This window comes from Aeromonas sp. 601039 (genome assembly GCF_049174415.1).
Lineage (GTDB): Bacteria > Pseudomonadota > Gammaproteobacteria > Enterobacterales > Aeromonadaceae > Aeromonas > Aeromonas veronii_A.
This window is the reverse complement of sequence record NZ_JAAKTL010000007.1, coordinates 139909-160459: the sequence shown is the minus strand read 5'-3', so window position 1 is coordinate 160459 and position 20551 is coordinate 139909. Positions and strand designations below refer to the sequence as shown.

18 protein-coding genes and 1 pseudogene are annotated in these 20551 nt (G+C 57.9%); 13 read left to right on the top strand and 6 right to left on the bottom strand.

Annotated features, from left to right (window positions below; translation table 11 throughout):
• Positions 1-244: pseudogene (locus G5195_RS08590) on the top strand (hypothetical protein); the annotation flags it as partial.
• 339 nt (positions 245-583) lie between these two features.
• Here the strand turns inward: G5195_RS08590 and G5195_RS08585 are convergent.
• The 3 genes from G5195_RS08585 to G5195_RS08575 all read right to left on the bottom strand — a co-directional run bounded on the left by G5195_RS08585 (position 584) and on the right by G5195_RS08575 (position 3477).
• On the bottom strand, positions 584-1324 hold the full coding sequence (locus tag G5195_RS08585) for a YebC/PmpR family DNA-binding transcriptional regulator (protein WP_005337681.1): 741 nt from the start codon (positions 1322-1324) through the stop codon (positions 584-586).
• A gap of 102 nt (positions 1325-1426) precedes the next feature.
• Complete coding sequence (gene aspS / locus G5195_RS08580) at positions 1427-3193, bottom strand: aspartate--tRNA ligase (RefSeq protein WP_157162313.1); 1767 nt, start codon at positions 3191-3193, stop codon at positions 1427-1429.
• A gap of 32 nt (positions 3194-3225) precedes the next feature.
• Positions 3226-3477, bottom strand: coding sequence for an FmdB family zinc ribbon protein (locus tag G5195_RS08575; RefSeq protein ID WP_005337686.1), 252 nt, complete (start codon positions 3475-3477; stop codon positions 3226-3228).
• 162 nt (positions 3478-3639) lie between these two features.
• On the opposite strand from G5195_RS08575, the gene G5195_RS08570 reads away from it, so the two are divergent.
• From G5195_RS08570 to G5195_RS08545, 6 genes are all read left to right on the top strand, one after another.
• The gene (locus G5195_RS08570; protein ID WP_108541294.1) at positions 3640-4488 is read left to right on the top strand and encodes a DUF72 domain-containing protein; all 849 of its coding nucleotides are present in this window, start codon (positions 3640-3642) and stop codon (positions 4486-4488) included.
• A gap of 275 nt (positions 4489-4763) precedes the next feature.
• The gene (cmoA, locus tag G5195_RS08565; RefSeq protein ID WP_069529805.1) at positions 4764-5510 is read left to right on the top strand and encodes a carboxy-S-adenosyl-L-methionine synthase CmoA; all 747 of its coding nucleotides are present in this window, start codon (positions 4764-4766) and stop codon (positions 5508-5510) included.
• Positions 5507-6484 carry a tRNA 5-methoxyuridine(34)/uridine 5-oxyacetic acid(34) synthase CmoB gene (cmoB, locus tag G5195_RS08560; RefSeq protein ID WP_421236031.1) on the top strand — a complete coding sequence of 326 codons (978 nt, stop codon included), beginning with the start codon at positions 5507-5509 and terminating at the stop codon, positions 6482-6484. Before cmoA ends, cmoB begins: the two co-directional genes overlap by 4 nt.
• A gap of 52 nt (positions 6485-6536) precedes the next feature.
• Positions 6537-7325, top strand: a complete 789-nt coding sequence (locus tag G5195_RS08555; protein ID WP_005337698.1) for an ATP-dependent zinc protease — start codon at positions 6537-6539, stop codon at positions 7323-7325.
• Between the two features lie 3 nt (positions 7326-7328).
• Positions 7329-8867, top strand: coding sequence for an inactive transglutaminase family protein (locus tag G5195_RS08550; protein ID WP_005337699.1), 1539 nt, complete (start codon positions 7329-7331; stop codon positions 8865-8867).
• A 3-nt stretch (positions 8868-8870) separates the two neighbouring features.
• Complete coding sequence (locus tag G5195_RS08545; protein WP_005337700.1) at positions 8871-9836, top strand: alpha-L-glutamate ligase-like protein; 966 nt, start codon at positions 8871-8873, stop codon at positions 9834-9836.
• 247 nt (positions 9837-10083) lie between these two features.
• On the opposite strand, the gene G5195_RS08540 is transcribed toward G5195_RS08545, so the two are convergent.
• Complete coding sequence (locus tag G5195_RS08540; protein ID WP_421221417.1) at positions 10084-10686, bottom strand: peroxiredoxin C; 603 nt, start codon at positions 10684-10686, stop codon at positions 10084-10086.
• 146 nt (positions 10687-10832) lie between these two features.
• Here G5195_RS08540 and G5195_RS08535 point away from each other — a divergent pair, with 146 nt between their 5' ends.
• The 4 genes from G5195_RS08535 (at position 10833) to G5195_RS08520 (ending at position 13513) form a co-directional block, all read left to right on the top strand.
• Positions 10833-11741 (top strand): hydrogen peroxide-inducible genes activator, encoded by a 909-nt coding sequence (locus G5195_RS08535; protein WP_216953260.1) that lies wholly within the window; start codon positions 10833-10835, stop codon positions 11739-11741.
• 193 nt (positions 11742-11934) lie between these two features.
• Entirely contained in the window at positions 11935-12384 is a 450-nt protein-coding gene (locus G5195_RS08530; RefSeq protein ID WP_216953259.1) for a C40 family peptidase, read from the top strand.
• Between the two features lie 279 nt (positions 12385-12663).
• Positions 12664-12840 (top strand): hypothetical protein, encoded by a 177-nt coding sequence (locus G5195_RS08525; protein WP_005347176.1) that lies wholly within the window; start codon positions 12664-12666, stop codon positions 12838-12840.
• A 496-nt stretch (positions 12841-13336) separates the two neighbouring features.
• Positions 13337-13513 carry a hypothetical protein gene (locus tag G5195_RS08520; protein ID WP_005337712.1) on the top strand — a complete coding sequence of 59 codons (177 nt, stop codon included), beginning with the start codon at positions 13337-13339 and terminating at the stop codon, positions 13511-13513.
• 72 nt (positions 13514-13585) lie between these two features.
• On the opposite strand, the gene icd is transcribed toward G5195_RS08520, so the two are convergent.
• Both icd and G5195_RS08510 read right to left on the bottom strand, forming a co-directional pair.
• Complete coding sequence (gene icd, locus G5195_RS08515; RefSeq protein WP_421208704.1) at positions 13586-14839, bottom strand: NADP-dependent isocitrate dehydrogenase; 1254 nt, start codon at positions 14837-14839, stop codon at positions 13586-13588.
• A gap of 156 nt (positions 14840-14995) precedes the next feature.
• Positions 14996-15871, bottom strand: coding sequence for an AraC family transcriptional regulator (locus tag G5195_RS08510; protein WP_005347181.1), 876 nt, complete (start codon positions 15869-15871; stop codon positions 14996-14998).
• A 116-nt stretch (positions 15872-15987) separates the two neighbouring features.
• Here G5195_RS08510 and manA point away from each other — a divergent pair, with 116 nt between their 5' ends.
• The gene (gene manA, locus G5195_RS08505) at positions 15988-17178 is read left to right on the top strand and encodes a mannose-6-phosphate isomerase, class I (RefSeq protein WP_201991827.1); all 1191 of its coding nucleotides are present in this window, start codon (positions 15988-15990) and stop codon (positions 17176-17178) included.
• A gap of 639 nt (positions 17179-17817) precedes the next feature.
• Entirely contained in the window at positions 17818-20514 is a 2697-nt protein-coding gene (locus G5195_RS08500) for a GH92 family glycosyl hydrolase (RefSeq protein ID WP_216978430.1), read from the top strand.
• The last annotated feature ends 37 nt before the right edge of the window (positions 20515-20551 follow it).

Here is a 20551-nt window from a genome sequence, read left to right as displayed (position 1 = left end):
CACCACAATAATGGGATACCGCCAGCAAAAGCCGAAGATCGGCCTAACCAAGTGTCCGGATTTAGTTGACCACTACACCCCAGCCGATTGCGGTAGTGCAGCCCCTAACTTCCCAACCAACCAACCAACCAACCAACCAACCAACCAACCAACCAACCAACCAACTAACCAACTAACCAACTCGCCCCAGCCAATCCGCTATCAACATCCCAACCTGTCACTCTGTATTGATGGGCACCTGTGATAACAAGAGCACACTCCATCACCTCCTATCCCCTACCCCCAACGAATTACCCTGACGGGCAGATATGAGCAGTCAACGCCATCTCAAGAGCTAAAGGTGTGATAAACAGGATAAGCGGAGCCTCGCTAACGCAATGCAGCAGAACTGCGACTGGCATACGTACAGGGCCAACCAACTGGCAGAGACAGAGCAATGATAATTCGCAGAGAAAACGGGAAAGATTGTCAGTGAAGAGAATTGTTGCGCCGATTGCTCAACCGACACATCAGCAGTTGCCACGATGCAAAGATAAAAAAATGGCAGCCATCAGGCTGCCATCGGGAGAGCACGATTCAGCGATCAGAGGGTCGCAGCGACTTCATCGGAGATGGAGCCGTTGTGATACACCTCTTGCACATCGTCCAGATCTTCCAGCATGTCGATCAGACGCATCAGCTTGGGTGCAGTTTCTGCATCCAGCTCCGCTTCGGTGGAGGGGATCATGGTCACTTCGGCGCTCTGGGCCTTGAAGCCGGCAGCTTCCAGACCATCCAGCACGGTACCGAAGTCGTTCGGGGTGGTGTACACCTCGATGGTGCCATCCTCTTCGGTGACCACGTCATCGGCGCCCGCTTCCAGCGCGGCATCCATCAGGGCATCTTCGTCTACGCCCACGAAAGTCAGCAGACCTTTCTTGCTGAACAGATAGGCAACGGAGCCGTCGGTACCCAGGTTGCCACCGCACTTGCTGAAGGCGTGACGCACTTCGGCTACGGTACGGTTACGGTTGTCGGTCAGGCACTCTACCATCACGGCAGAGCCAGCCGGGCCGTAACCTTCGTATACGATGGTCTCGAGCTGTTCGCCATCGCCACCACCGGCGCCACGCTGAATGGCACGGTTGATGGTGTCGCGGGTCATGTTGTTGGTCAGGGCGGCAGTCACCGCAGCACGCAGACGCGGGTTGTTGGCGGGATCGGCATCACCCAGACGCGCGGAGGTAGTGATTTCGCGGATCAGCTTGGTGAAGATCTTGCCACGCTTGGCGTCCTGAGCGGCCTTGCGGTGTTTGATGTTGGCCCATTTACTGTGACCTGCCATAGAGACTCTCCGTTATTTTTTAAATGTCAGTAACACTGATCATGACTAACCCAAGGGAAACACAGAGGCCGCACGGCGGCGGCCTCCGGTGCCGGTATCGGCTTACTCGTCGCCCTTGACGGTGGTTGCAATCGCCAGCTCACCCAGTTGGGCGGCGTTGGCAAGGCTGGGGGCGTCTGTCATCAGACAGGCGGCCGCGGTCGTTTTCGGGAAGGCGATGACGTCCCGAATGTTTTCGGTGCCGGTCAGCAGCATGCTGAGACGGTCCAGACCGAAGGCCAGACCGGCGTGCGGCGGGGTGCCGTACTTCAGCGCATCCAGCAGGAAGCCAAACTTCAGGCGCTGCTCGGCCGGGGTGATACCCAGGATATCGAACACGGTGGATTGCATCTCGCTGTTGTGGATACGGACAGAACCGCCACCCACTTCGTAACCGTTGATCACCATGTCGTAGGCGTTGGCGTAAGCACCCACCGGGTTGGCTTTCAGCTCGGCCGGGCTCATGTTGCTCGGCGCGGTGAAGGGGTGGTGCATGGCAGCCAGACCGCCTTCGCCATCTTCCTCGAACATCGGGAAGTCGATGACCCACAGCGGCTTCCAGCTGTTCTCCAGCAGACCCAGATCACGGCCCACTTTCAGACGCAGGGCGCCCATGGCATCGCAAACCACTTTCTTGGAGTCGGCACCGAAGAAGATGATGTCGCCGTCGGCCGCGCCGGTACGGGCCAGGATCTCGCGCACGATGGAGTCAGAGAGGAACTTGGCAACCGGAGACTGCACGCCTTCGATGCCATTGGCCGCTTCGTTGACCTTCATCCAGGCCAGGCCCTTGGCACCGTAGATACCGACAAACTTGGTGTACTCGTCGATCTGCTTGCGAGAGAGCTCGGCACCACCCGGTACTTTCAGGGCTGCCACACGGCCTTTCGGATCGTTGGCGGGGCCCGCGAACACGGCGAACTCGACGGCGGTCAAGAGGTCTGCCACATCGACCAGCTCCATCGGCAGACGCAGGTCCGGCTTGTCGGAGCCGTAGCGACGCATGGCTTCGTCAAAGGTCATGATCGGGAAGTCGCCCAGATCCACGTTCAGGATGTGCAGCCACAGTTTACGGATCATCTCTTCCATCACTTCACGCACCTGCGGCGCGGTCATGAAGGAGGTCTCCACGTCGATCTGGGTGAATTCCGGCTGGCGGTCGGCACGCAGGTCTTCGTCACGGAAGCACTTGACGATCTGGTAGTAGCGATCGAAGCCGGACATCATCAGCAACTGCTTGAACAGCTGGGGGGATTGCGGCAGAGCGTAGAACTTGCCCTTGTGCACGCGGCTCGGCACCAGATAGTCACGGGCACCTTCCGGGGTGGCCTTGGTCAGCATCGGGGTCTCGATATCGAGGAAGCCGTGCTCGTCCATGAAGCGGCGTACGAAGGCGCTGGCCTTGGCACGGGTCTTCAGGTACTTGGCCATCTCGGGACGACGCAGATCCAGGTAACGATACTTGAGGCTGATCTCTTCGCTGTTGACCTGATTGAAGTCCAGCGGCAGCGGCTCGGCACGGTTGATGATGTTGAGTTCGTGGGCGAACACTTCGATGGCGCCAGTGGCCATGTCGCTGTTGCGCTGGGACTCGGGACGGGTGCGCACCACGCCGGTCACCTGGATGCAGAACTCGCCGCGCAGCTCGGAGGCCAGGGCGAACGCGTCCGGCTTGTCCGGATCGAAGAACACCTGAACGATCCCTTCCCGGTCGCGCATATCGATAAAGATCAGACCGCCGAGATCACGACGACGATGAACCCAACCGCACAATGTAATGGTCTGCCCTGCATGGGCCTCATTGACCTGTCCGCAATAGATAGAGCGCATGGACTTCTTCCTTCGAAATTGTAGAGAGACGGTTAACCTTGGGCCGCCGGGCACGACTGGCAAGCACCGTCTGTCTCACAGCTGGCCAGATTCTTTTTCTTACCCGGTTTGAAATCAGTCTCGTACCATCCGGTTCCCTTGAGCCGGAAGCCTGCCGCCGATATCAGCTTGACCAGATTCGGCTTGCTACAGGCCGGACAGTCGGTCAGGGGGGCATCGGAAAGCTTTTGCAGTTTTGCCAATTCATGGCCACAGACGTCGCAACGATATTCGTAGATAGGCATGGGTCACAAGAAATTGAAAAACAAAAGGGCTGGCATTATAGAGGAAAACCCCCTTTTGGGTAAAATGGCCAGCAGCCTCCTTTCGCCAGTTTTTTGCACTCGATGGCAAAAAGCGGGCAAAAAATCGGCTCGAATGCACCAAGAGCGAAGAGAATAGCCATCATGAGCCTCTATTTGGGCCTGCCACAGTGGTCCCACCCCAGCTGGCCCGGCCAGTTGCTGGGCCTTGGCGCCAAGCCTGCCGAACACCTCGCCCACTACGCCACCGTGTTCAATTCGGTTGAGGGCAATACCACCTTCTACGCCCTGCCGACACCGGACACGGTACAGCGATGGGCCGATGCGGTGCCCGACCACTTTCGTTTCAACTTCAAATTTCCGCAAACCATCAGCCACCAGAGCGATCTGGTGAGCGCAGACAAACAAGTCGCCGACTTTATTCGCCTGCTCGCCCCGCTGCACGACAAGCTGGGGCTGCTCACCCTGCAGTTGCCCGCCCGTTTCGGGCCACAGGGGCTGGCCAGACTGGCGGCCTTCATCGATCGGCTGCCGCGGGCGTTTCGCTACGCCCTCGAGGTGCGTCACCCTGACTTCTTCGCCAAGGGGGAGGCCGAGCGGGCATTGAACCGGCTGCTGATGGAACAGGGAGTGAACCGGGTGATGCTCGACAGCCGACCACTCTTCTCGGTGCCAGCAACCACGCCAGCCCTTGTCGATGCCCAGGGCAAGAAGCCACGCCTGCCGGTGCATCTGCTGGCCACCGCCAACGCCCCCATGGTGCGCTTTATCGGCCTGCCGGATCCGGCGGCCAATCACCCCTTCCTGCCCAGCTGGCTCCCCCACTGGCGCCAGTGGCTCGCGGAGGGGAAAGATCTCTACCTCTATATACATACTGCCGACAACGCCCAAGCACCTGAGCTGGCCCGCCAGATCACCCGCTTGCTGGAGCAGGAGATGGCCCCCTGGCCGGGGGAAAACGATCGCGCACGGCAGGGAGTGCTGCGCTTTTAGCCAACCCATTCTGTGGCCATCGTTTCGCTGTAAAAAAAGTACTTTTTTGTGGCGTGGCAAGCCCTGGCGTCAAGACAAACGGCCATCAATCCTCTACACTACCGCCCCAAGTAAGGGTCCGGAACATGGCCCGTACGAACAGGACAGGTCCAAAGGATTTCATGACCAGCCACCCCGTTCGTAAACAGGTGATAAATCTACTCTGATGGGTGTCACCCAACGACTCAATTGAACAATACAGCCGGGTGATGTCCCGACTGTCAGGTTGCGCCAGCATGCATACCAAAGATCAAATTTTTGCCGCCCCGATCGCCCGATTGGGTGACTTCTGTTTTGACGAACAGGTCGTCGACGTATTCCCCGATATGATCCAGCGCTCGGTGCCGGGTTACAGCAACATCATCTCTGCCATCGGCATGATGGCCGCCCGCTACGCCCAACCCGAGAGCCGACTCTATGATCTCGGCTGCTCACTGGGCGCCGCGACCCAGGCGATGCGTCGCCATGTCAGCCAGTCCGGCTGCCGCATCACCGCGGTGGATCTCTCCCATCCGATGATCGAGCGCGCCCGCGCCCACCTCTCCGGTTTCAAATCCGAGGTGCCGGTGGAGCTGGTGGAAGCAGATATCTGCGACATCGAGATCGAGAACGCCTCAGTGGTGGTGCTCAACTTCACCCTGCAATTTGTCGAACCAGAGAAACGGGCCGCCCTGATCCAGCGCATTCACGATGGTCTGCGCCCGGGCGGGATCCTGATCCTGAGCGAAAAGTTCCGCTTCGAAGATGAACCGGTCAACGAGCTGCTGATCGATCTGCATCTCGACTTCAAGCGGGCCAATGGCTACAGCGAGCTGGAGATCAGCCAGAAACGCACCGCCCTTGAGAACGTGATGCGCACCGACAGCCTGCCGGTGCATCAGGCACGCCTGCGGGATGCCGGTTTCGTCCATCAGGATCTCTGGTTCCAGTGCTTCAACTTCGGCTCCATGATTGCCATCAAATCCAGCGACGCCCAGCCATGATCGACTTTGCCAATTTCTATCAACTGATTGCCAAAAACCGGCTGAGCCACTGGCTGCATACCCTGCCCGCCCAGCTGCACACCTGGCAACATGACAACCAGCATGGCGATCTGCCGCGCTGGAACCGCGCCCTCAACAAGCTGCCGGTGGTCTCCCCCGGCAACATCGAGCTGAAAAGCCGGGTCGAGATTGGCTCGGCCGAGAGCCTGGGCGAAGGGGAGCGCAAGAAGGTCGAGAGCCTGCTGCGCCACTTCATGCCCTGGCGCAAAGGGCCGTTCATCGTGCACGGCATCCACATCGATACCGAGTGGCGCTCTGACTGGAAGTGGGATCGGGTGCTGCCCCATATCAGCCCGCTCGAAGGCCGTTACGTGCTGGATGTGGGCTGCGGCAGCGGTTACCACCTCTGGCGCATGGTGGGTGAAGGGGCCAAGCTGGCGGTCGGCATAGACCCGAGTCCGCTATTTCTCTGCCAGTTCGAGGCCATTCGCCACTTCGCGGGCAATGATCAGCGCGCCCACCTGTTGCCGCTCGGCATTCAGGAGCTGCCGGAACTGCGTGCCTTTGACACCGTTTTCTCCATGGGGGTGCTCTATCACCGCAAATCCCCCATCGAGCACATCGAGCAGTTGCGCAATCAATTGAAAGATGATGGCGAGCTGGTGCTGGAGACGCTGGTGATTGACGGCGGGGTCAACGACGTGCTGATGCCCACCGACCGTTACGGCAAGATGCGCAACGTCTGGTTTATTCCCTCAAGCCGCGCCCTCAAGCTGTGGGTCGAGCGCTGCGGCTTCACCGACGTGCGGATAGTAGACGAGAATATGACCAGCACCGACGAACAGCGTCGTACCGACTGGATGATTAATGAATCCCTGAGTGACTATCTGGATCCAGACAATCCGGCACTCACGGTAGAAGGACACCCGGCGCCGAAACGTGCCGTACTGATTGCCCGCAAGGCCAAAGACTAGCCGATGGCGATTCAGGAAGTTACACTGACCCAATTCCAGGAAGCACAGTTAAATGAATGACATGAAAAGCAAATTAAAAGGAATGACCCTGCTCTCCCTGCTTAGTCTCGGCGGGTGTGTCAATATGGAAAAAGCGCCTCAGGTCCCTGCTCTGACGCTGGCCGAGCTTCGTAGCGAGCTGAGCCAGAGCGAGCAGCGCCTGCAAACATCCATGGAACAGCAACAGAAGCAGTATGTGCAGCAACAGCACCTGCTGGTTCAGCTCAACACAGATGTCACCAATATGAAAGAGTCCGTCAAGCAAGTAGACCACAAGCTCGCCACCCTCCCCTCCGAGCCGCCCAAGCCGATGGCCATCCCCACCGAGAAGTGCCCGGCCCCCAATCAGGGTCACACCATCGATGGCAAGCTGATGGTCGGTGAAGCCGAGTGGATCTGGGTTGATGCAGCCAACGACGCCTTCCAGGCCCGGGTCGATACCGGTGCGACCACCTCCTCCATCAGTGCGCAGGAGATCACCATTTTCGAGCGCAACGGCAAAAACTGGGTGCGCTTCTTCCTGAGCCATCAGGAAGTGGACGACAAGATCCAGATCGAAGCGCCGCTGGTACGCCATGTACGGGTGCGTCAGGCCTCTGCCGACGATCTGGACCGCCGTCCGGTGGTGCGTCTGGCCGTGCGCATTGGCGACATGACCGAGAAAGCCGAATTTACCCTGAAAGACCGTAGCGACATGACCTTCCCTGTGCTGCTGGGTCGCGAATTTTTGAAAGACATCGCCGTGGTTGATGTGGCCCGCGAATATATCCAACCCAAACCCAAGCTCAAGGATGTGAAATAATCCATGGTTTCCCGTAAGCCGTTCTATTTGCTGGTAGCCCTGCTGTACATTGTCGGCCTGGGGATGACGATCTATCACCATATCGCGTTGGATGTGCCACTGACGCCCGGTGAAAAGCGCCAGATCTGGTCCATCGAAGCCAAGCTGGAGTTTGAGGCGACCGGTGAGCCGGTGATCGCCTCTCTGGCCATTCCGGGCACCCAGCCCGGTTTCACCCTGATGAACGAGAACGCCGCCAGCCCCGGCTACGGCCTCTCCTTCGTCGAGAAAGATGGTGATGCCCGCGCCGAGTGGTCCATCCGCACCGCCTCCGGCCGTCAGGAGCTCTACTACCGCGTCGACATGATGGCGGATGCCCACGCCAAACCGGCAGCCAATCCGCAGCCGCCTGCCATCGAGAAGCAGATCGAGAGTGAGCCTTATGCCACCGCGATGAAGCAGATCCTCGAGCGGGCACAGGAGCGCTCTGCCGACGGCTACACCCTGACTCGCGAGATCATCAAAGAGATCGAGAAGCAGGAGCAGAACGCCGAGCTGCTGAAAAAGCACAAGAGCCGCGCCAACCTGATCGCCGAGCTGCTCAACAATGCTGACGTCCCCACCCGCGTGGTGCATGCCCTGAATCTGGAAGATGGCCGCCGTCGTCAGGAGCTGGTGGATTACCTGCAGGTATTCAACAGCCCGACCGACTACAAACTGTTCAATCCGCAAACCGGTGAACAGGGTCGTCCGGCCAACCTGCTGCTGTGGGAATACAACTCCGGCGCCCTGCTGGACGTGACCGGTGGTCACAACTCCCGTGTCAGCTTCTCGATGATCGAGCAAGAGCAGCCGGTGAGCGTGGCACTGGCGCAGAAGTTCGAAAAATCAGAGATGATGAACTTCTCCATCCACAGCCTGCCGCTGGAAGAGCAGACCCTGTTCAAGGGCTTGCTGCTGATCCCGATCGGCGTGCTGATGGTGGTGTTCCTGCGGGTGCTGGTGGGGATCAAGACCTCAGGTACCTTTATGCCGGTGCTGATCGCGGTCGCCTTTATCCAGACCTCGCTGGTCACCGGCCTCATCGGCTTCCTGCTGATCGTCGGCACCGGTCTCATCATCCGCTCCTATCTGTCGCGGCTTAACCTGCTGCTGGTCGCCCGAATATCGGCCATCATCATCATGGTTATCTCGATGATCGGTATCTTCTCCGCGTTCGCCTTCAAGCTGGGGCTGACCGACGGCATGAAGATCACCTTCTTCCCGATGATCATCCTCTCCTGGACCATCGAACGGATGTCCATCCTGTGGGAAGAAGAGGGCCCGAAAGAGGTGTTCCGCCAGGGCGGCGGCTCTCTGCTGGTTGCAGTCATCGCCTATCTGGCCATGGATAACGAGCTAATTCGTCACCTCACCTTCAACTTCCTCGGCCTGCAGCTGGTGCTGATGGCGACCGTGCTGTTGATGGGTAACTACACCGGCTACAAGCTGAGCGAACTGAAGCGCTTCAAGCCGCTGGTGGACGAGATGAAATCTGGCGTCACCCCGGGTAAGGACAAGTAACCGATGTGGTTCTGGGAAAAATACACAACCCCGTGGAGCCTATCCCAATCAGGCATCCTCGGCATGAACAAGCGCAACCACTCCTACATCAGCCGCTACAATCCGCGCAGCCTCTATCCGCTGGTGGATGACAAGCTGCAGACCAAGCAAATTGCGCTGGATGCAGGGGTCACCGTGCCTGAGCTGATCGGTACCATCCGTGCCCAGCACGATGTGGGTCGCATCACCGAGCTGGTAAAAGATTGGCCGGGCTTCTGCATCAAGCCGGCTCGTGGCTCGGGCGGCAAGGGGATCCTGGTGATCCTGCGTCAGGAAGATGGCCTCTTCTACAAGCCCAACGGCAGCGCCTCCAACGGTCAGGATCTGGAGCGCCATGTCTCCAACATTCTGGCGGGGCTCTATTCGCTTGGTGGCAAGCCAGACGTAGCGCTGGTCGAAGGCCTTATCAACTTCGATGACGTATTCGACGGCTACTCGTTCGAAGGGGTACCCGATGCCCGGGTCATCATCTTCAAGGGGTTCCCGGTGATGGCGATGATGCGCCTCTCCACCGCAGCGTCCGACGGCAAGGCGAACCTGCACCAGGGCGCCGTGGGGGTGGGTCTGTGCCTGCGTACCGGTCGTGCCCTGCGGGCGGTGCAGTTTGGCAATCCGCTGCGCCACCATCCGGATACCGGCCTCGACCTCTATGAGCTCAAGGTGCCCCACTGGGATACCCTGCTCACCCTGGCAGCCTCCTGCTACGAGATGTCGGGTCTGGGCTATATCGGGACAGACATGGTGCTGGACAAGTTCCGCGGCCCCATGCTGCTGGAGCTCAACGCCCGCCCGGGTCTGGCCATCCAGATCGCCAACGGTCGCGGCCTGGTGCCCAATCTCAAGACTATCGAGAAGCTGGGCCAGGTGAAGATGAACGTGGAGCAGCGGGTCAATTTCGCCAAGGATCACTTCGGGATCTTTGAGGAATAACTTCTTCGCTTGTGAACTGAGCGCGCCTATGGCGCGCTTTTTTTATGGCGATTGTCTGTCGGCATATCCCCCCACCCAGCCATTCGGATCAGCATCTCATTTCGAAACAACGAGTACGCCAGCGAACAGCTGCTTGGAATAGCGATGGAGCGAGAAGAGTGTGACCGCAATGTCAGGGGATGGATAAATCTCAGGTATAAAAAAACCGGCGCCAAGACGCCGGTTCTTCAAGGAGAGTACGACTCGATTACAGGGAGTCAGCATTCTCGGACAGGTACTTGGCAACGCCGTCAGGAGAGGCTTGCATACCTTTTTTGCCTTTTTCCCACTGAGCCGGGCACACTTCGCCGTGCTCTTCGTGGAATTGCAGGGCATCGACCATGCGCAGCATCTCGTCGATGTTGCGGCCCAGCGGCAGATCGTTGACAACCTGATGGCGAACGACACCGTTCTTGTCAATCAGGAAGGAGCCACGGAACGCCACGCCGGCTTCCGGATGCTCAACGTCATAGGCTTTGCAGATTTCGTGTTTCACGTCGGCGATCAGCGGGTACTTGACCTGACCGATACCGCCATCTTCCACTTTGGTGTTGCGCCATGCATTGTGGGAGAATTGGGAATCGATGGAAACACCGATCACTTCCACGCCACGCTTGTTGAACTCTTCCAGACGGTGATCGAAGGCAATCAGCTCGGACGGGCAGACGAAGGTGAAGTCGAGCGGATAGAAGAACAGGACGGCTGCCTTGCCTTTGATGTGGGATGAGAGGGTGAACGAATCAACGATCTCGCCATTACCCAGAACGGCTGCGGCGGTAAAATCGGGTGCGGGACGGCCTACCAATACCATATTCAATTCCTCTTTAAGTGAAGTGAACAATCCAGTCAGGATTGGGCTACCAAGAGCCTAGTCCGTCTAATTCAAGCGACAAACTATAGACCCGGTGGTAGATTAGTTAAATCAAATTAAATAGATAGCATTAATCGGATTTTCCTATGCAACGTTGGCCCAGCCTCAAACAGCTGCAATATCTGGTCGCTCTCGACGAGCACAAGAACTTCAACCGCGCCGCCAAGGCCTGTCATGTCAGCCAGTCGACCCTGAGTACCGGGATCCAGACGCTGGAAGAGATGATGAACCTGCAACTGGTGGAGCGGGACCACAAGAGCTTCATTATGACCCCGGTCGGCATGGAAATCGTCGAGCGCGCTCGCAATTTGCTCTCCGATGCGCGAGATCTGATGGAACTAGGTCAACACCAGGGTGGTGTGATGCAGGGGACCGTGCGTCTGGGCTGTATTCCCACCATCGCCCCCTTCCTGCTCAGCAAACTGCTGAAAGTATGCAGCAAAACCTATCCTGACCTCGAATTGTTACTGCGGGAAGACACCACCAGCAATCTGCTCAAGCAGCTGGAACAAGGTCAGCTCGACTTGCTGATCCTCGCTCTCCCCATCGAGATCGGTGGTTTTCACTGCAAGACCGTCGGCCAGGATCCGTTCCACATGGTGATGCCCGCCAGCATGGCGGCCGGTCTGCACACCCCGTTCGACTACAAGGAGCTGCCAAACCAGAGCATCTTCCTGCTGGAGCGGGAGCACTGCCTCACCGAGCACGCAGTGAGCGCTTGCCGTCTGCGGGACAAGAGCAAGATCAATCCCTTTGCCGCCACCAGCCTGCACACTCTGGTGCAGATGGTCGAGGCGGGACTTGGCACTACCTTCCTGCCTCAGATGGCCATCGACGCCGGCATTCTTGCCAATTCGGATCTGGTCGCCATTCCCCTGCCGGGGGAAAAATCCTATCGCGAGATCGGCATGGTTTGGCGTCCCAGTACCACCCGGGTGCAAACCTTCTATAAGCTGGCCGAATTGCTTACCCCACTGATCAATCCCGCCCACTGACCCCGAATGCCAGCCGCAGGCTGGCGTTTTTCGCTCACTTGCCGCATTTTCTCCTTGCGGGACTAGGTATCAAGCCAGATCCCTGTTTATGATGGAAAAGTTGTCACGCCACTGGCGGCCGTCACCATATTCTGTCCGGGGTGGCGGTTAACAGACGTATCTATTGGTAGACCCCGTTGTGGAGAGCTCTCCGATGTACCGCAAGCTGATGCTATCCCTGCTGACCCTGCTGCTGGCCGCCTGCTCCAGCACGCCAGAGCCACCGCCGCCCCGCCAGCAGAGCAGTGCCTTTGACGGTTTCTACCAGCAGTGGCGTGGCGTCCCCTACCGGATGGGCGGCACCAACCGCGCCGGACTCGACTGCTCCGCCTTCACCCAGCTCGCCTACAATCAGGTGCTGGGAGTCAACTTGCCAAGAACCACCGAATCCCAGGCCAGTATCGGCAAACCGGTGGATCGCTACCGGCTGCAACACGGGGATCTGGTCTTCTTCAAAACCGGCTGGCAGCAGTACCATGTGGGGGTCTATACCGGTGCCGGCGAGTTTATCCACGCCTCCACGAGCAAGGGTGTAATCCGTTCGAGACTCGACAATGTCTACTGGAACAGCCGCTATTGGCAAGCCCGTCGGGTAACCCAGTAAAGGTTCAAACACCTGCCCGTTATACTGCTGGACTCCGTCAATCCCGGTCGCCAGGTCGAGATAATCCCCTGCACTGAAAACTCAATTGGCCCCAAAACCTGCCTTTCATACCATTTTGTGATAAGGTGGTGGCCAATTTTTAGCACTTTCGCGCTTTTCTCATACGCTATCTGTCCTGATTGACAATAAGCGAAGCCGCGAAAGTGGCTGTGACAGCACTGCCGGACGGGTGGCTCACAGCAGCAGTATCAAGGGTTAAATAGATAAGGAGATCATCCAATGAAACAGTATCAAAACTGGCTGGGGCAATACCTGATGAGTCGCCGTGACGGCGACCACGCCATGGCATGCGAGATGGCGAGTTCCATCTGCGAGTTCTGGCAACAACAGGGAGATGAAACCGAACTGGACAAGTGGCAGCAGATTTACCAGAACCATCTGGAAAAGACCACCTGATCCCGACCGTCACCTTGCTGCCAGCCATCTGTTGGCAGCAAGGCTGCCCCCTATTGCTTCGCGCATAGCCAGTTCCCGCATAACGCCCTTTTGCATGCCCCCTCGACCATTTCTTGAGTCCATGACAGTGCTCATCCAGAACCAAGTGTCGAGCTCGTCGATGCAACCGGACACAACAGGGTTCCCCACCCTGTTTCCCCGGGTTTCATCCAAACCAACCGCGTCCTCACGGCGGGTTTTCTGTTTTGAGAACAAGGGGATGGGCAGTTCTGTCGCAATCCATGGCGACAATTTCCCCAAGTTGGTCAGTTTGTGCTAAAATGGCGCTCATTTTTTGACATCTCGCGTCACGTTCGCCGCCAGATTGCTTATCGGGCTCTCTGCCCGGGTCGTGACTTTGCACCATCATGCCTGATGATGTTCCCCCCAGGATGAGCCGACAGGCTCCCGTCAAGGTGGGCGCCTTCAAGGGCACATGAGATAAGGAGATCGGGTAATGAAACAATATCAAAGCTGGCTGGGAGATTATCTGATGAGCCGACGTGACGGAGATCACGCGATGGCTTCGGAACTTGCCAACACCATCTGCGCCTTCTGGAAGGCCCAGGGTGATGAAGCAGAAACCAGCAAATGGCAGCAACGCTATCAGCAACACGTAGAGCAGGCGCAATAAGCCCCTGCACTCTTTCGCGATAAGAAAACCGGCGCACATGGCGCCGGTTTTGCGTTTCTGGCAAGCAGCAGATTACATCTGGTCGATCATGTCCTGAGCAAACTGGGAACAGGAGCGCAGGGTGGCCCCTTCCATCAGACGCTCGAAGTCATAGGTGACGGTCTTGTTGCGGATCGCCGCTTCCATCCCCTTGATGATGAGATCGGCCGCTTCGACCCAGCCCATGTGGCGCAGCATCATCTCGGCGGAGAGGATCAGCGAGCCCGGGTTGACCTTGTCCTGACCGGCATATTTCGGTGCAGTACCGTGAGTTGCCTCGAACAGAGCCACGCCATCACCGATGTTGGCACCCGGCGCGATACCGATACCGCCTACCTGAGCGGCCAGCGCGTCGGAGATGTAGTCGCCGTTGAGGTTCATACAGGCGATGACGTCATACTCGGCCGGACGCAGCAGGATCTGCTGCAGGAAGGCGTCGGCGATGACATCCTTGATGACGATGGTCTTGCCGGTTTTCGGGTTCTTGAAGGAGCACCAGGGGCCGCCGTCAATCAACTGGGCACCGTACTCGTTCTGGGCCAGGGCATAACCCCAATCCTTGAAGGCACCTTCGGTGAACTTCATGATGTTGCCCTTGTGCACCAGGGTCACTGAGTCGCGATCGTTGTCGATGGCATACTCGATGGCGGCACGCACCAGGCGCTCGGTACCGGCCTTGGACATCGGCTTGATGCCGATCCCGCAGGATTCGGGGAAGCGAATTTTCTTCACGCCCATCTCGTTTTGCAGGAAGGCGATTACCTTGTTCGCTTCGGCGCTGTCGGCCTTCCACTCGATGCCGGCGTAGATGTCTTCGGCGTTCTCGCGGAAGATCACCATGTCGGTCAGATCAGGACGCTTCACCGGGCTCGGGGTGCCCTCGTAGTAACGCACCGGGCGCAGGCAGATGTAGAGATCCAGCTCCTGACGCAGGGCCACGTTGAGGGAGCGGATACCGCCACCGACCGGAGTAGTCAGCGGGCCCTTGATGGCCACGCAGTATTCGCGAATGAAATCCAGGGTTTCGGCCGGCAGCCAGGCACCTTCGCCATAGACATGAGTCGATTTCTCGCCGGTGTAGATCTCCATCCAGGCGATCTTGCGCTCGCCCTTGTAGGCTTTCTCGACCGCAGCATTCACCACATTCAACATGGCAGGGGTTACGTCAACACCGATGCCATCCCCTTCAATAAACGGAATGATCGGATGGTTGGGAACCTGCAGCTTGCCGTTGGCATCGACTGTGATTTTCTGGCCCAGGGTCGGGATTACTACTTTGCTTTCCATCGGCATCTCCTAACTTCCGTTTGTTATCAACTTGTTTGTTGCGCGCGGCCATCTTAGCCCATTCATTTTCATAATAAAACGACAAGAAAGCATGTCAGACCAAAGAGGTAGCCACCCGCCAGTGCTCCGTCACAACGCCTTGCCGACCCCGCCCCGTTATCCCTCCAGCTCGCTGGCCGCCGCCTGCGGCTGACTCAGGGAACGGTACTGGGAAGGGGTCAAGCCGGTCTTCTGTTTGAACACCCGGCAGAAGTAGTTCACGTCGGTAAACCCGCAGCGATTGGCGACCTCTTCGAGACGGAAGCGATACTTTTTCAGCATGAACTTGGCCCGCTCCAGCCGCACCCAGCTGATGTAGTCCGCTAGCCGCATGTGCCCCTGCTGGCGGAACAGGCGTGAGAGATGGCTGGGGGAGAGATTGAAGCGGGCGGCGATGCATTCGCGACTGATGGGGCGGTGGAAATTTTCCTGAATGTAGATGCAGATGCCGTGAAAAAGATCGGAGCCACGAGGACGACCGCTCTCCGACTCCACCAGCAACTGCCGTGAGTAACTGAGCAGCGCCTGCAGCAGGTGATTGTCCATCGGTGCCCTTATCGGCTCCTGCGCAAGGGTGTTGAGGGAGAGCAGTATATGATCGAGCGCCCGTCCGGCACCGGCCTGAATACTGTGCTTCTGCACATCGAAGAAGCCGGTGTCTCCCTTGTGCTTGCTCACCAGACTGAACCCTATCTGACGCTTGCCGAACAACAGGCTGAGCACGGAACAGTCATTGTCCCAATCCGGCTTGTTCCAGCCGTTGGGGGGAATGTACATCGCCTCCCGCGGCCCCATCTGTACCGACTGCACATCCCCTTCCGGGGACCAGATCTGGTTGAGATAGTGACCACTGAATACCAGCTCGAGACGCGGAAAATTGACCTGATAACTGAAGCAGGGAGGCACCCCTTTGTCAGAGGCAAACAACACCTTCTCAAAGCCTCCCCCCTCACTTAGAAAGCCGTCCAACAGCTGGGTAAAGATGATACTCATGAATGATCCTGATCAAGATGCAGAGAGCAACCGATTGCGGTGCGCTGCCCCTGCCATGCTATAGTCCGCGCCAGACTGAAATTCCCCAAAAATCGTTCTGATACAAGGAGCCATCCATGAGCTACCCGCCGTTTTTTCTAATGTGCAACCCGATCCAGGATTATGTCTGGGGCAGTCGTGACTCCCTGACCACGCTGTTTGGCATCAAAAATCCCGAAGGCAAACCACAAGCTGAACTGTGGATGGGCGCTCACCCCAATGGCTGCTCCGAAGTGACCCTGGCAGGCGAGACCGTGAAGCTTTCCAGCCTGATTGACGCCAACCCCGTCGCCATGCTGGGCGAAGCTACCCAGGCTCGTTTCGGCTCACTCCCCTTCCTGTTCAAGGTGCTCTGCGCCGAGCAAGCCCTCTCCATTCAGGTACACCCGAGCAAGGCACAGGCCGAAGCCGGTTTTGCCAAAGAAGAAGCCGCAGGCATCGATATCAAGGCGAGCAACCGCAACTACAAGGATCCGAACCACAAGCCGGAGCTGGTCTTTGCCCTCACCCGCTATCAGGCGATGAACGGCTTTCGCGCCATCCCGGCCATCCTGGCCCTGTTCGATCGCATGGCGCTGCCCGCACTGGTCGACCTGACCGCGGCGCTTCGCCAGTCACAGGATGAAGCTGGCCTGCAGCACTTCTTCCACCAGTTGCTGATCCTCAGCGGTGATCGCAAGGACGAGGCGCTGGCTGGCCTGCTGGCCTATGCCGCCGCCCATCAGGATGAAGAGACTTTCGCCACCATCAGCAAGCTGGCCAACCAGTACCCGGGGGATGTGGGGCTCTTCTCGCCGTTGCTGCTCAACGTGGTAACACTTGAGCCGGGTCAGGCGATGTTCCTCGACGCCCAGACCCCCCACGCCTACATCCACGGCACTGGCCTCGAGATCATGGCCAACTCCGACAACGTGCTGCGTGCCGGTCTGACCCCCAAATACATGGATGTGCCGGAGCTGCTGGCCTGCACCCGCTGTGTCGCCAAACCGGACGACCAGATCCTGCTCACCCCTCGCATGGAAGGCACAGTACAGCACTTCGACGTGCCGGTACCGGATTTCACCTTCAGCGTATATGGCGCAGGCGAACATGCCCTCACCACCGGCAATGCCGAGATCCTGTTCGCCATCGATGGGCCCATCACCCTCATTGGCCAGGATGGCGAGCGTCTGACACTGACCATAGGGCAATCTGCATTTGTACCCGCCAGCACCAGCGATTATCGCGTGACGGCTGAAGGGCGTTTTGCCCGCGCCAGCAACCGCTGATCCTGGTGGGCCATCGGCTCATCACCCTCTGTTCAAAGGGCCCAGCAGGGCCCTTTTTTTCAGCTCATCTGACCATGTGGAGCCCGGTACGACTCACAAAATCGGTCATTTAACTCAACATCGAAGAATAACACGCTGACTTATAATGATTAATATCATTTAGCCTCCCTGGTCACGCCACCCTGCAGTTATGCGAGCCAGCTCACACCCTTCCCCACACGTCATAAAAATCCAGTTAATGCCATTTTTTTCCTCTGTCCCAGGATATTAATCAACGAAATAATAGAAACCGTTAATTTACAGGCAGCAGGAAAAACATTTAAGAGCATTTATATATTCCAGATGTAACACAGCTCAGCCACTTATTTCATAAGTGTAAGGGGCGATTTTTTAAATCAGGCTCTGGGTGCCTGTTATTTTTCTGCGCATTTATTTTTCCGCCTGTATGGCCAGATCGTTTTCACGATCCATTTTATCTGGCTGATATTCCCCCCGTCACCCTCTATATCCAGTGACAGTCGGGGTAATACATGCAGATGGCTCTCTCATCCGGCAGATATTCATTGGCTGGCCCGGCGTTCTGCATTATCTGTTTTTATACGTTCGATACCCTACTTTCATTAACCTGTGGCGACAAATATGAAACTGAAACGTTCCCTGCTCGCGTGTGCCGTACTGGCTGGCCTGGTTGGTATATCCGGTTGTCAAAATGACTCGGATACCGCTGTCGATAACAATAAAGAGACTAACGTCTCCCGTTACGTCAATCCATTCATCGGCACAGGTAATTTAGGCAACACCTATCCCGGCGCCACGACCCCGCATGGCATGGTGCAGCTGTCGCCCAATAATGGGGCCAATGGCTGGGAATATATCTCCGGCTATTACTACCACGACAACCGCCTCGCCGGGTTTTCCCACACTCACCTCTCGGGGGCCGGAGCTGGAGATCTCAACGATATTCTGGTGATGCCGATCAACTCACGCTCCAATTTCATGCTGAACGAGGGGTCGGCCTCACTGAATCTGGAGGCCTCCCGCTACAGCCACAAGGATGAAGAGGCAACGGCGGGCTACTACAAGGTCAATCTGAAGGATTACGGGATCAAGGCCGAGCTGACCGCCTCGGATCGGGTGGGGGTTCATCGCTACACCTTCCCGCAAGATAAAAAATCGGAAATCGTGGTCAACCTCGGCTTCAAGGTCAACTGGGACTACACCTCCGACTCCTATCTGAAATGGGACAAAACCCACAACCGGATCGAGGGCCATCGCTTCTCTGACGGCTGGGCCCCCAGCCAGAAAGAGTTCTTCGTGATGGAGTTCGACCAGCCCATCAAAAACATCCGCTTCGCCTACTTTGACAAAGACCAGAACCGCTATCTGGACCTGCCGGAAGGCACCACCGAGATCGGCAACGAGACCCGTGGCAAATATCAGTACGCGCGTGCCTATGTGGAATTTGATACCGCGGCGGCGGGCTTGGTCGTCGAGGCCAAGGTAGCCCTCTCCAACGTCGAGATCGGCCGGGATGGCAACGCTGGCGCCTCACTCAACATGACCGAAGTGGCCAATATGTCGTTTGACGATGTCCGGCAGGCTGCGACCCAAAAATGGGAAAAGGAGCTGGGCAAGATCCGGGTCAGTGGGGATGAGGAGTACAAACAGACCTTCTATACCGCGCTCTACCACACCTATCTGGGCCAGACCATTCACTCCGATCTGGACGGACGCTACCGCCAGGTGCATCAGGGGCGCAACGCCTATCCGGATGGCAACACACCGTGGGGCGAGCAGATCGATACCCTCAAGGAGTCGGTTCGCACCGCCGATGCCAACCGGGATGGCAAAGCGGACTTTACCCGTTACGACACCTTCTCCCTGTGGGACACCTACCGCGCAGTACAACCCCTCTCGTCACTGCTGGAGCCGGATCGCCTCGCCGATGTGGTGCTCTCCATGCTCTCCTACGCCGAGGAGGAGTGGATGGACGATCTGGGCAACCTGCGCAAGGGCAGATTGCCGGAGTGGACCTTCAAGGGTAACGAGACCGGCATGATGATGGGGATGCACTCCACGCCGGTGATCCACGACGTACTCTCCAAAGGCTCGCTGGACAGACGGATGATCGCGCTGGGCTTCAGCGATGCGGAACGTCAGGAGATCAAGGAGCGACTGGTGACCGCCATGATCACCGACGCCCGCGCAGCCACCAGCCAGGGGGTCGCCTGGATCAAGGAGTACGAGCAGCAAGGCTATGTACCTGCCCAGTTGCATGACACACCGCCGGGCAATGACTGGGAATCTCACTCCCCCTTCAAGGATGCCTGGACCTCATCCTACTCGCTGGAGTACTCCATGAATGACTGGGCGATCGCCCAATCGATCAAGGCAGTATTTGGCGAAAGTGACCCCCGCTATCAGGAGTTTGCCGATCGATCCAAGAACTGGCAGGCGCAGTTTGACTTTGGCGGCAAGCAGTACAAGGGGTGGTTCAAGGCCCGCGACTACGCTGGCAAGTTCATTGATGCCGGTTGGGTAGACCCGAAAACCGGCCGGGCAGTGGGCAAGGATTGGCGCCCCGACATGTTCAACTGGTCATTCGCCGAGTCCAACGGCTGGCAATACGCCTTCAGCGTTCAACATGACATTCATGGCCTGGTCGATCTGATGACCCGCTTCGACCAGACCCAGAATCCTCAGGCCAAACGGGGCGAACTGTTTGCCAAACGGCTGGACGAGTATTGGAGTACCTATCCGGATCGCAACGCTGGCGACAACCAGTTCCCGGTATTCAACACCGGCAACGTGGGACAGCATGTGCAGGGCAACGAGCCCGATATCCATGTGCCCTACCTCTACAACTACGTAGGACAGCCCTGGAAGGGACAGGCCGCCATCGTGGCAGCCACCAACGTCTGCTACAAGAACACCCCTGACGGCATCTGTGGCAACGATGACTTTGGCACCCTCTCTGCCTGGTTCGTGTTCCGGGCGCTGGGCTTCTTCCCGGTCAATGCCTCCTCCGGCATCTACGAGATTGGCACCCCCATGTTCGAAACCGCCTCGCTCGATGTGGGTGCGGGCAAACAGTTCACCGTCACGGCCCAGAATGTCAGCCGCGACAACATCTACATCCAGTCCGCTCGCCTCAATGGCAGCGAGTTCAATCGCAGCTACCTCACCCATGAGGAAATCCTCAGTGGCGGCAAGCTTGAATTCGTGATGGGCGATAGCCCCAACCAGAATTGGGGCAGCCAGCCGGAAGATCTGCCGCCCGCGCAAGGTATCGGCACCTTCCTGCACGAAGGCGACCTGCCTGCCGGTTCCCGTTAATCACCTGTTCGGGGGAGGACTTCCTCCCCCATCACCA

Bases quoted from the DNA above. Each gene is read 5' to 3' on its own strand.
- cmoB (WP_421236031.1), top strand. From the start codon at position 5,507: ATGATCGACTTTGCCAATTTCTATCAACTGATTGCCAAAAACCGGCTG.
- G5195_RS08520 (WP_005337712.1), top strand. From the start codon at position 13,337: ATGAAACAATATCAAAGCTGGCTGGGAGATTATCTGATGAGCCGACGT.
- G5195_RS08535 (WP_216953260.1), top strand. From the start codon at position 10,833: ATGCAACGTTGGCCCAGCCTCAAACAGCTGCAATATCTGGTCGCTCTC.
- aspS (WP_157162313.1), bottom strand. From the start codon at position 3,193: ATGCGCTCTATCTATTGCGGACAGGTCAATGAGGCCCATGCAGGGCAG.
- G5195_RS08575 (WP_005337686.1), bottom strand. From the start codon at position 3,477: ATGCCTATCTACGAATATCGTTGCGACGTCTGTGGCCATGAATTGGCA.
- icd (WP_421208704.1), bottom strand. From the start codon at position 14,839: ATGGAAAGCAAAGTAGTAATCCCGACCCTGGGCCAGAAAATCACAGTC.
- G5195_RS08545 (WP_005337700.1), top strand. From the start codon at position 8,871: ATGTGGTTCTGGGAAAAATACACAACCCCGTGGAGCCTATCCCAATCA.
- G5195_RS08550 (WP_005337699.1), top strand. From the start codon at position 7,329: ATGGTTTCCCGTAAGCCGTTCTATTTGCTGGTAGCCCTGCTGTACATT.
- G5195_RS08510 (WP_005347181.1), bottom strand. From the start codon at position 15,871: ATGAGTATCATCTTTACCCAGCTGTTGGACGGCTTTCTAAGTGAGGGG.
- G5195_RS08525 (WP_005347176.1), top strand. From the start codon at position 12,664: ATGAAACAGTATCAAAACTGGCTGGGGCAATACCTGATGAGTCGCCGT.
- cmoA (WP_069529805.1), top strand. From the start codon at position 4,764: ATGCATACCAAAGATCAAATTTTTGCCGCCCCGATCGCCCGATTGGGT.
- G5195_RS08585 (WP_005337681.1), bottom strand. From the start codon at position 1,324: ATGGCAGGTCACAGTAAATGGGCCAACATCAAACACCGCAAGGCCGCT.
- manA (WP_201991827.1), top strand. From the start codon at position 15,988: ATGAGCTACCCGCCGTTTTTTCTAATGTGCAACCCGATCCAGGATTAT.
- G5195_RS08570 (WP_108541294.1), top strand. From the start codon at position 3,640: ATGAGCCTCTATTTGGGCCTGCCACAGTGGTCCCACCCCAGCTGGCCC.
- G5195_RS08540 (WP_421221417.1), bottom strand. From the start codon at position 10,686: ATGGTATTGGTAGGCCGTCCCGCACCCGATTTTACCGCCGCAGCCGTT.
- G5195_RS08530 (WP_216953259.1), top strand. From the start codon at position 11,935: ATGTACCGCAAGCTGATGCTATCCCTGCTGACCCTGCTGCTGGCCGCC.
- G5195_RS08500 (WP_216978430.1), top strand. From the start codon at position 17,818: ATGAAACTGAAACGTTCCCTGCTCGCGTGTGCCGTACTGGCTGGCCTG.
- G5195_RS08555 (WP_005337698.1), top strand. From the start codon at position 6,537: ATGAATGACATGAAAAGCAAATTAAAAGGAATGACCCTGCTCTCCCTG.